This is a genomic window from Fluviicola sp., assembly GCF_030151805.1.
In the GTDB taxonomy this organism is placed as follows: Bacteria; Bacteroidota; Bacteroidia; order Flavobacteriales_D; family Crocinitomicaceae; genus Fluviicola.
Genome location: NZ_JASLCN010000193.1, coordinates 1 through 10651 on the forward strand (window position 1 = coordinate 1; position 10651 = coordinate 10651).

Below are 10651 nucleotides of genomic sequence, written 5' to 3' on the forward strand. Positions count from 1 at the left end.
GTTGAATATCATGGACGATTTGCACGAAAAATGTCCCTGGGACAAAAAACAAACCATCCAGTCGCTGCGGCATTTAACCATTGAGGAAACCTATGAGTTGGCGGATTCCATCCAGGCCAATGACTTGAACGGAATCAAGGGAGAGCTTGGAGATCTGTTTCTTCATTTGGTATTTTATTCCAAAATCGGTTCCGAGTTAGGTGCTTTTGACGTGACGGAAGTTCTGAATGGAATTTGCGATAAACTGATTCACCGTCATCCGCATATTTACGGAGACGTAACAGCAGATTCGGAAGAAGAAGTAAAAGCAAACTGGGAAAAGATCAAACTGAAAGAAGGAAAAAAGTCCGTTTTGGAAGGAGTTCCGAATACGCTTCCGGCATTGATCAAAGCCATGCGTATTCAGGAAAAAGTAAAAGGAATCGGTTTCGAATGGTCAGACATCAAAGACGTTAAAAATAAAGTCATTGAGGAATTCTCAGAACTGCACGAAGCTCAACAATCATTAGACCAGGACAAAATTCTGGATGAATTCGGAGACGTCATGTTTTCCCTGGTGAATTACGCCCGTTTCATCAACATTAATCCGGAAGACGCTTTGGAATCTACCAACCAGAAGTTCAAGGCACGTTTCCAGAAAATGGAAGAGCTCATTGCTGCAGACAAGCAGAATATGGCAGAAATGGCTTTGGAAGAAATGGATGTTTATTGGGAGAAAGCGAAGTACTTGCTTCGCAAGAGTAATTAGCCAATAGGCATTAGGCAAGAGCTTAATTGGGATGAAAGAGTAATAAAATGGCTATTGGCTATTCACTATTTCCTGTTCCTTAAAGGCCGTTCAATCAATAATCTGCACGTTTAATCATTTTTCAAAATTTTAGCTAGTTAATTAGTGTTAATTATGTAACTTCGAAACTTCTTTAAATTCATGGTAAACCTTATGAAACACATACTCTCCATAGTTGCATTCTTAACCATATCCATTTATTCATTTTCACAGGATCATATCATTCGCGGATTTCTTTTCAACAATGAGAACAGTGAGGTTGTTCCCTTCGAAAAAGTAATCCTTATTCCAACAGATAAGTCACAGAACATTCTTGGGGCAAACACCGACGTAAATGGTTTCTTCACCATTCCGAAAGTCCCGATGGGTACCTACCTTTTGAAGGTTCAATCTGTTGAATTCAAAGAATATAACAAAGAGATCGTCGTTAAGGCGAAATCAGGAATTACCGAAATAAGAATTGACTTACTTCCTCCTGATGCGATCGAAGAAGTCGTTATTTCTGCTGAAACAAAGGCAAAAACAACGGAAGTATTGATGTCCGTAATCAAATTAGACAAAAAGGGATTGGAGCGTATTCCTTCCGTTGGAGCTGAAAATGATATTACAGCAGCCTTTTCCGTAACACCGGGGGTTGTTACTACAGGTGACCAGGGCGGACAATTGTATGTTCGTGGCGGAACACCGATTCAAAACAAGATTTTATTGGATGGAATGACGATTTATAATCCTTTCCATTCAATTGGTTTCTTCTCCATTTTCGAAACAGAATTGGTGAAGAACGTAGATATTTACACCGGAGGATTCGATTCAAAATACGGAGGTAGAATTTCTTCCGTGATGGACATTACTTACCGCGACGGGAACAAAAAGAGTTTCGGAGGAAAAGTTTCCGCATCTCCTTTCCTTGCAAAATTAGTATTGGAAGGACCATTGTACCGCGCAAAAGAAGGAAGACCCGGAGCAGGATCATTCATTTTCTCTGCAAAGCATTCCTTATTGGATTACACTGCAAAGCAACTATATCGCGGGGTAAATAACGGCAACGGTTTGCCATACAACTTCACCGATCTATACGGAAAATTAACGTTCGCTACCGGACAAGGTTCCAAAGTTTCTGTATTCGGATTCAGCAATAGCGACAAAGTAACGTACAATGAATCTGCAGCTCTGGATTTCCAGCAAGCAGGTGGAGGATTGTCGTGGATTCTTTTACCGGGTGGTGGAAAAACATTCATCAAAGGACATTTAACGGCATCAAGCTACAAAACGCATTTCGAGGAAGAAGGTTCTCAACCAAGAACCAGCTCTATTTTCGGAACGGATTTAGGATTTGATTTCTCTTACTTTTTGAAGAATGAAAGCCAGATCGACTACGGTATCATGATGAACATTTTCAAAACGGATTACCTGACATTCAACGAAGTTGCTTCTAAAATCCAGGATCAGAACAATACGGTAGAGATCGGTGCTTACGCAAATTACAAATTTGTTTCCAAGCGTTTCGTTGTTCAGCCGGGTGTACGCGTTCAGGCTTACGCAAGTTTGAGTACCATCTCCATTGAACCGAGGTTGGGTATCAAATACAACGCAACTGACTTTTTCCGCTTGAAATTATCCGGAGGGCGTTATTCTCAAAACTTTACTTCTGCTTCTTCAGACAGAGATATCGTCAATTTGTTTAACGGACTTTTGAGTGCACCTTCCAACGTACAACAAAATTTCATTACGGAAAACGGTAAAACAAAAAATCCCAAAAACGGAATTCAATATTCCTGGCATGCGATTGCAGGAGCCGAGTTTGACTTAACAAAGAACTTGTCATTAAACATAGAAGGATATTTTAAATACTTCCCTCAATTGAGTAACATCAATGTCAATAAATTATACGAAGACGTTTCTGAGTTCTCAAAAGAAGACGACGTTTATAAAAAGAACTTCCTGATCGAAAGCGGAAAATCTTACGGAGTGGATGTCTTGTTGAAATACACCTTTAACAGATTGTTCTTATGGGGAGTTTATTCTTACGGGAAATCTACCAGATGGGACGGATTCACCTCATACGCTCCTGTATTTGACAGAAGACACAACATAAACATTGTTGCATCTTATGCATTCGGTAAAAAGAAAGACCTGGAGGTGAACGTTCGCTGGAACTTTGGTTCTGGTCTTCCATTCACGCCAACTGCAGGGTTCTATCAATCCGAATCGTTTTCACAAGGAGTTACAACGGATTACACAACAAGCAACTCGCCATCAGTAGGAGTGCTTTTAGGAGAATTCAATTCGAAGAGACTTCCGACTTACCACCGATTGGACATCACGATCAAGAAGCAATTCAAATTCAAAAACAAAACAGAATTGGAAATTGTAGCATCCGTAACAAATGCTTACAATCGTAAAAACATCTTCTACGTGAACCGCGTAACGAATGCCAAGATTTATCAGTTCCCATTTTTACCGAGTTTAGGACTTAGTTATAAATTCTAACTTTGATTCAGAAAAGCGTGTTTTAATCAACACGCTTTTTTTAATTCCCATTTAGGCAACCAACTATTGATAGTTTCGTTTTATATTAGAACGCGAAACTAATTACAATGTATTACTACTATAAAACAAAGCTAATATGCTGCGTCTCAATCGTATCAATAATAGTTTTATCAACTATTTCGTTCGGTCAAACGCCAGGCACAGACTCCCTACTGCAGCTTCGTTCTCAATTGATTTCTTCCAATCAATCCACGACTGAAGTTGATCTCCTCTTACATCAATCGGGAACAAATCCCACATGTATTATTCAGCAATCGGATGATTACACCTTTTCGTTTACTGCTTATCAGCCATTGGGCAATGAACAGCGGGAACAAAAAGTAAATCTCCGCCTGAAGGCACATTATCCTTTTCTCACTCTCATCGATTTCAGCAGTGATTTTACAACTGTTCAAATCAAGTGCAATGAGCCTCTCAGCCCTACCATTATCAATGAATTAGTTACACACTTTGGATACAGCGGTTATGAAACACATTAAACTTACGTTCATCACTCTCCTCCTCTCCTTTAGTTTTTCCATCTTCAATGTTAATCCGGTAAGTGCACAGTGTAATACCAACACCTCCATTTGTACTCCCGGAACAGCTGGTCCTTTTACATTTGTAAATCCAGGTCCTGGTGTAAGTACTTGTCTGGACTGGATTGGTCCGAATACGGGATACATCATTCTTCATATTACTACATCCGGGCCACTGAACATGCTCATTGACGGTAATTCAAGCGGAGGATTCCTTGATGTTGCTGTATTTAACATTCCGAATGGGCAGGCTCCCTGTAACGCCATTCAGAATTTATCCAATCAGATCGGATGTAATTATGCCAGCGCAGCCAGCGGATGTAATCAATTCGGAACCGCATTTCCATGCCCGTCTTCCGTTCCTGCACCCGTTGTTTCAGCCGGACAGGAAATCATGATTATCGTGGAAAACTGGAGTGGTTCATCGAGTAATTTCACCTTACAGCTTGGACCTGCTCCCGGAGCTCAAACCGGACCTCCGAATCCTGCAATTACTCCCGCCGGACCATTCTGTGTAACATCAGGTCCCGTGCAATTAATTGCTGCTGATATGGGAGGAACCTGGTCAGGACCGGGCGTTTCTTCTACCGGAATGTTCAATCCATCTGCTGCCGGAATCGGGACACACACAATCAACTATGCCATTGGTGTTGCTCCTTGTAATGCCTCGTCTTCAACAACAATTACGGTTAACAGTGCCACGGTAACTGCTCCGGCAAATCAAACAATTTGTCCGGGAGGAAGTGCCACATTAACCGCCAGCGGAGCCGGTTCCTATTCCTGGTCTCCTTCAACAGGTTTATCAGCCACTACTGGTGCAACTGTTACCGCCAGTCCGACAACAACGACTACTTATACCGTTACCGGAACAACTTCCGGCTGTACAAGTACAGGTACGGTAACTGTAAGCGTTTCACCTCTGACAGTGAGTGTTTCACCGAATACAAGTATTTGCTCGGGAGCTTCAGCAACTTTAACGGCGAGCGGAGCAACCTCTTATTTCTGGAGCCCGGCTACCGGTTTATCCGCAACCACAGGAGCTTCAGTAACTGCCAATCCGACAAGTACCACAACATATACCGTAACCGGAACAACCGGTTCCTGTACCGCTACAGCAAACGTAACTGTCACTGTAACACCTGTCAACGTAACTGTTTCACCGAATGCCAATATCTGCACCGGAGCTTCAACAACTTTAACAGCAAGTGGGGCAACGTCCTATTCCTGGAGTCCGGCTACCGGACTATCTGCATCAACCGGAGCAAGTGTAAGCGCCAGCCCGGTAACAACTACAACATACACCGTTACCGGAACTACGGGAACTTGTTCTTCCTCACAAACCGTAACGGTTACAGTCACTCCATTGGCTCTGACAGTTTCACCCAATGCGTCGATCTGCAACGGAGCTTCAACGATTTTAACTGCAAGCGGGGCTACCAATTATTCCTGGTCACCTGCTACAGGTTTATCATCAACGAGCGGCGCATCCGTTACAGCCAATCCAACTGTCACTACAACTTATACTGTTTCGGGAACCACCGGAAGCTGTTCGTCTTCCCAAACCGTTACCGTAACAGTCACTCCCATTACCGTAACAGTGACTCCCAATACCTTTATTTGTAACGGAAGTTCAACCACGTTAACGGCCAGTGGAGCGAGTGCCTATTCCTGGAGCCCGGCTACCGGGTTATCTGCAACAACCGGAGCATCCGTCACTGCGAATCCTTCAGTAACAACGACGTATACTGTAACCGGAACAAATGGCTCCTGCACCAATACGGCAAGCATGACTCTGACCGTCAATCCGGTTCCAACGGTAACAGCTACAAACAACGGTCCGTTATGCGATGGAACAACGATACAGTTGCAAGCTTCCAGTTTACCGGGAACAACTTACAATTGGTCAGGACCGAACGGATTCACTGCGTCAACGCAAAACGCTTCACTTCCGGCAACTTTGAGCGCGGGGGGAACTTATACTGTAACAACGACTTTAAATGGCTGTACTTCTTCTACGACAACAACCGTAGTGGTCAACTCCACTCAGATTCCCGTAATCACTCAGGTGGGACCATTTTGTGAAAGTGCCGCAAACAGTTTTCTGACAGCAAATATTCCGGGTGGAACATGGTCAGGAACTGGTATTGTCAGCGCTACAAGCGGCGAATTCTCACCGAATCAGGCAGGAGTTGGGTCACACCAGATTACGTATACGATTTCCGGCGGATGTTCTTCTCCTGGAACGACTGATATTGTGATCAATGAAATGCCGGTTGTTCAAATCGATGTTCCGGTTGCTGCCGGCTGTGCACCATTCAATGCAACGTTGGTTGATCTGAGCAGTCCTGCAAGTTCTTCAATTACCTGGAGCTTCGGAGATGGAACTCCAAACTCGAATCAATTAAACAGCGTCAATCATTCATTTGTGAACCCTGGCTGCTATGATCTCACAGTAACTTCTACCAGCTCAGCAGGATGCTCAACGACGACTTCATTTCCGAGCGCAGTTTGTGTTTTCCCGAATGCCATTGCATCATTCAATGTAAACAATCCGGTTCATGGCTTAATGAACCCCGATTTCCAAATGATCAATTCATCGTCAAATGCATCTGCTTATTCCTGGGATTTTGGCGACGGAGGAACCAGCACGGCCTTTAGTCCGACGCATACTTATGCTGAAGCGGCGGGAAGCTACACCATTATCCTGATTGCAAACAACATCAATAATTGTCCGGATACGACCAAATTGACTGTTACGATCCAGGAGGAATTGATTTTCTACATTCCGAATACCTTTACTCCTGACGGTGATGAATTCAACAACATTTTCATTCCGATCTTTACTTCCGGATACGATCCATTCAATTACACCATGACGATTTACAATCGTTGGGGAGAGACCTTGTTTGAATCCAATGATGTCAAAGTGGGTTGGGATGGTACGTATGGCGGCGAACTTTGTAAAGCCGGAATTTATACCTGGACCATTCGATTCAAATCCTCTATGTCAGACAAGAAAATTACGAGAACCGGGCATATTCAGCTCATGAAGTAGAACCAATATTTAAAAAGTCACGACGCATAATTACTCGTCCAAATAAAAAATGCTCCTTCAAAATGAAGGAGCATTTTTTTAATGCGATTCTTTATCTAAAAGAATTACTGTTTTGATTTAACATAATCCCACTTTCCCTGGGTGGTGGTTATCGCCTTAATTTCTTTATTCATGGTTTTCAAAATAGCTTTGTCTTTCTTCGAAATAGCATACATGATTTCCAAATCTTTCCCTAAATCTGCAACAGATGCAATAAATTTATCTGCATTCTCAGGAGACTTTACAGCTTGAACAGCTTTTACTCTCCAATCCCAGATTTCTTTTAATCCTTCTGATAAAGCACCGTAAATCGGAGTTGCAACAACCGGAGCAAGATATTGCTCCACATTTTCAGTTACATTTCTCTTGAATTGAGATTGCATGTTATCGATATCCCGCTCAGCCTGGTTGTACGCAGCAGCTTTTTGTTTCGCATTGAAGTCTTCGATTTGCTTTTTATTATAAACTGTATTCAATTCGATATAACCAAGCAATTCTCCTTCAGAATATTTGTTTCGGAACTGATACGTATCATTTGCATCAAAGTACCCTTCTTCACCGGTAATATAACAACCGTATACAGCAACCTTGCGTGAAATAGGTGTAGCCCCTTCGTATTCAATGAAGTCTTTTGCAAGCGTTTTGTAATCCGTTTCTTTGAATTTTTTATTGTCATATGCATAGATCGGAACAATTCCCTTTCCTCCATATTTTTTGGTATTCAATACCGATTCAAACTCATGGAGATACGAATAATTCATTTTATCATTGCGCAAATAAGCAATCACTACTACATCATATTTATAGGCCTTTCTAAATGCAGCAATGTCCAAGTCAACTACGAAGTTTTGTTCCACATTACCTGTAGGGCTAATGCGCATATCAACTTTATCGCCTGATTTCACTACCGTTTTAACACCATCTGCTACGTTTACTCTTGAAAATTTGAATTGTGCATTTACCGAATTGGAGAAAATAAAAACAACACCTACCAGGGCTGCTTTAAACAGTTTTTTATTGATCATTTTATGAAATTTTCGTCAAAATTAATCAATAGTCATACATAAGCCATACCTCATATCCGCCGAATTTATATTCGTCGACTTTCAATTGATAAGCGTTGTAAATACCCCCAAACCCGTTAAATTGGTGTTCATCAATTCTTTAAAATCAATCAAACCGGTTTCAACAGGCTTAATCTAATTTTTCAAGGTGTTATTTATTTTATTTACTCCAGCATTCAAAAGCCTTTTTCTGAAAAGAATTCGGGGTTTCGATCACTTTTACGCCGTATTCCAGGTAGAAACTACGCTGAACTTCCGGAAGTGATAACTCAATAATTTTCCCCTGGCGGATCACGGTCAAATGTTTGTTTTGATCATCCAGGTAAGACAACCAATTATCCAGGTCTCCATTCAGCTTGAAGTCGTTTACTGCAATGATTTCGTCATTAATCATCAATCCTGCTAAATCTGCCGGAGATCCCGGGTAAATTGCAGAAACATGAAAATGAGCTCCGGCTGCAAGCGATTTAAACCCGATTCTTCCAACCGAATAACGGTGATTTGGTTTGTGTGTCAATTCCAGGCCAAGAGCTTCAAGTGCTTCTGTCAAAATGGCTTCAAACGGCCTTGTTCCGTAGAAATAATCCTTAATCAGCGTTTCTATTTCATCGCCTGCCAATTCCTTTAACAGGGAAATATAATCTTCTTCGCTCACGCCTTTGTTCTCCAATGCAAAATTGAAGTACAAACGCTTCATCAATTCATCCAAACCGTGTTTGTTTCCTGAATGCTCCCGAATTTTGACATCGCACACAAAAGCCAATAGACAGCCTTCCGTGTAAATGGACACTTTTCTTCCCGGAGCACCCGGTGCATAGCCATCTAACCAGGTATCATAAGAAGAATCTGCTACCGAATAATGGAATCTTCCGAAATTGTCGAAATGCTTCTGTAATTGACCTGTAAATTCATGTAAATACTGTTCCAGATCAAATACACCTGATTTGTACAACATCAAATCGCCCATATAAGTCGTTACACCTTCGCATAAATATCCCAGCTTCGACAAATTCTCTGTTTGATAGTCATACGGATACATTTCAATCGGGCGGATCGCTTTCACATTCCAGGTATGATAAAGCTCGTGCGATGAAACACCTAATAGTTCGGTATAAAGTGCTCCGAACACATCATAAGTTGGTCCGAGCGAAATAACTGTCGATTTCTGATGCTCCACTCCGTGATACGCTTTGTATGGAAGAATATGAAACAGGAAATGATAATGCGGAACCGGAAATTCCATGAATTTCTCGATTTGTTTATCCGTAAATGCTTTGAAATCTTTGATCAGTCGCGACCATTCGATCATGCAATCTCCCTGGAACCACAAATGAAAAATCGTTCCGTGAGATTCATATTGATTGTATTGCAAAGATGGCGAGCAAATAAACGGTGAATCTGCCAATTCATCAAAGTTTGCAGCTCTCAGTCTATTTCCTTCGCGTTCCATCGAACAGGCAACATTCCAATTAGCAGGAATATTCAAAAATACTTCGCAAGCTTCATCCTTTTTCCCATCCTGGTAAACGAAACAATTTACCGGATTCGAATAAAGCATTTCCTTCGTTAAATAAGTGGAACCGGCATTTAATTCTGCCGCATAATAGCTGTATTCAACCCGGATAGTTGTTGTTTCCTCCAATTCAATCGTCCAGGAAGAAAGATCCGATTTATGAAAACTCACCACCTTCCCGTTCATATCAAAGACCTTGAAACCTCTTACATTCTTCGCAAAATTCCCCAGTTCATACCTTCCGGGCCGCCATTTAGGCAGGTGAATGATTGAATTCGGAGCCACATGTTCAAAAATAACCTTGAATTGAATGTATTGCTGATTTGCTTGTTCGATCGCTAAATGATACTGAGCCATTGGATGAGTTTTTGTTCAAAATTAGAAATTCCCGAAGAAAAACGTGTATTTGCAGCTGTATTCATTTCCCTCCTTGAGAAAGGATTATGGGAGGTGGCCACATAATATCATATCAATGCTCCACCCTCCCCGATCCTCCCTTGAGGGAGGAAACCAAGAAATTTTCAATTCAGCAGGTTATTCATCCACAATTCCTGAGAATTGATTAATTTCGTGCCATTACCATTTTATTGAAAAAAGAAATGAATTACGATATCATAGTTATTGGAAGTGGTCCCGGAGGATACGTTACAGCTATCCGTGCATCACAATTAGGCTTGAAAACAGCAGTTGTTGAGCGTGATGCCTTAGGCGGAATTTGTTTGAACTGGGGATGTATCCCAACAAAGGCGCTTTTGAAAAGTGCAAATGTGTTTGAATACATTCAACATGCATCTGATTACGGAATTACCGTAAAAGATTCAAAAGCAGATTTCGGAGGAATGGTTGACCGTTCCAGAGGAGTTGCAAACGGAATGAGCCAGGGAATTCAATTCTTGATGAAGAAAAACAAAATCGATGTAATCAAAGGTTTTGGAGTTCTGAAAGCAGGTAAAAAAGTAGCTGTAACTGCTGAAGACGGTACGGTAACAGAATACACTGCTGATAAAGGAATCATCATCGCAACAGGAGCTCGTTCCCGTCAATTGCCGAATTTACCGCAAGACGGAACAAAAATCATCGGATACCGCGAAGCAATGAGCATGAAAACACAACCTAAGAAAATGG

At 41.7% G+C, this 10651-nt stretch carries 7 protein-coding genes; 5 read left to right on the top strand and 2 right to left on the bottom strand.

The annotated features are described in order from the left end of the window. Nucleotide 1 precedes the first annotated feature (1 nt). The 4 genes from mazG (at nt 2) to Q1V93_RS07230 (ending at nt 6910) form a co-directional block, all read left to right on the top strand. Nucleotides 2–748 carry a nucleoside triphosphate pyrophosphohydrolase gene (gene mazG, locus Q1V93_RS07215; protein WP_300663240.1) on the top strand — a complete coding sequence of 249 codons (747 nt, stop codon included), beginning with the start codon at nt 2–4 and terminating at the stop codon, nt 746–748. Between the two features lie 192 nt (nt 749–940). Next, nucleotides 941–3277: a TonB-dependent receptor plug domain-containing protein gene (locus Q1V93_RS07220; RefSeq protein WP_300663242.1), complete on the top strand. Its 2337-nt coding sequence runs from the start codon at nt 941–943 to the stop codon at nt 3275–3277. Nucleotides 3278–3384: 107 nt separating this feature from the next. Continuing rightward, nucleotides 3385–3816, top strand: a complete 432-nt coding sequence (locus tag Q1V93_RS07225) for a hypothetical protein (protein WP_300663244.1) — start codon at nt 3385–3387, stop codon at nt 3814–3816. After that, nucleotides 3803–6910 (top strand): PKD domain-containing protein, encoded by a 3108-nt coding sequence (locus tag Q1V93_RS07230; RefSeq protein WP_300663246.1) that lies wholly within the window; start codon nt 3803–3805, stop codon nt 6908–6910. Before Q1V93_RS07225 ends, Q1V93_RS07230 begins: the two co-directional genes overlap by 14 nt. 104 nt (nt 6911–7014) lie before the next feature. Here the strand turns inward: Q1V93_RS07230 and Q1V93_RS07235 are convergent, their stop codons facing one another. Next, the gene (locus Q1V93_RS07235) at nt 7015–7974 is read right to left on the bottom strand and encodes a hypothetical protein (protein ID WP_300663248.1); all 960 of its coding nucleotides are present in this window, start codon (nt 7972–7974) and stop codon (nt 7015–7017) included. Nucleotides 7975–8173: 199 nt separating this feature from the next. Beyond that, entirely contained in the window at nt 8174–9883 is a 1710-nt protein-coding gene (locus Q1V93_RS07240) for a PDZ domain-containing protein (protein ID WP_300663250.1), read from the bottom strand. A gap of 242 nt (nt 9884–10125) precedes the next feature. On the opposite strand from Q1V93_RS07240, the gene Q1V93_RS07245 reads away from it, so the two are divergent. Then, on the top strand, nt 10126–10651 hold a 526-nt coding region (locus tag Q1V93_RS07245; protein WP_300663252.1), incomplete at its 3' end, for an FAD-dependent oxidoreductase.

Excerpts from the sequence above, each read along its gene's own strand:
- Q1V93_RS07220 (WP_300663242.1), top strand. The coding sequence starts at position 941 with ATGAAACACATACTCTCCATAGTTGCATTCTTAACCATATCCATTTAT.
- Q1V93_RS07225 (WP_300663244.1), top strand. The coding sequence starts at position 3,385 with ATGTATTACTACTATAAAACAAAGCTAATATGCTGCGTCTCAATCGTA.
- Q1V93_RS07230 (WP_300663246.1), top strand. The coding sequence starts at position 3,803 with ATGAAACACATTAAACTTACGTTCATCACTCTCCTCCTCTCCTTTAGT.
- Q1V93_RS07235 (WP_300663248.1), bottom strand. The coding sequence starts at position 7,974 with ATGATCAATAAAAAACTGTTTAAAGCAGCCCTGGTAGGTGTTGTTTTT.
- Q1V93_RS07240 (WP_300663250.1), bottom strand. The coding sequence starts at position 9,883 with ATGGCTCAGTATCATTTAGCGATCGAACAAGCAAATCAGCAATACATT.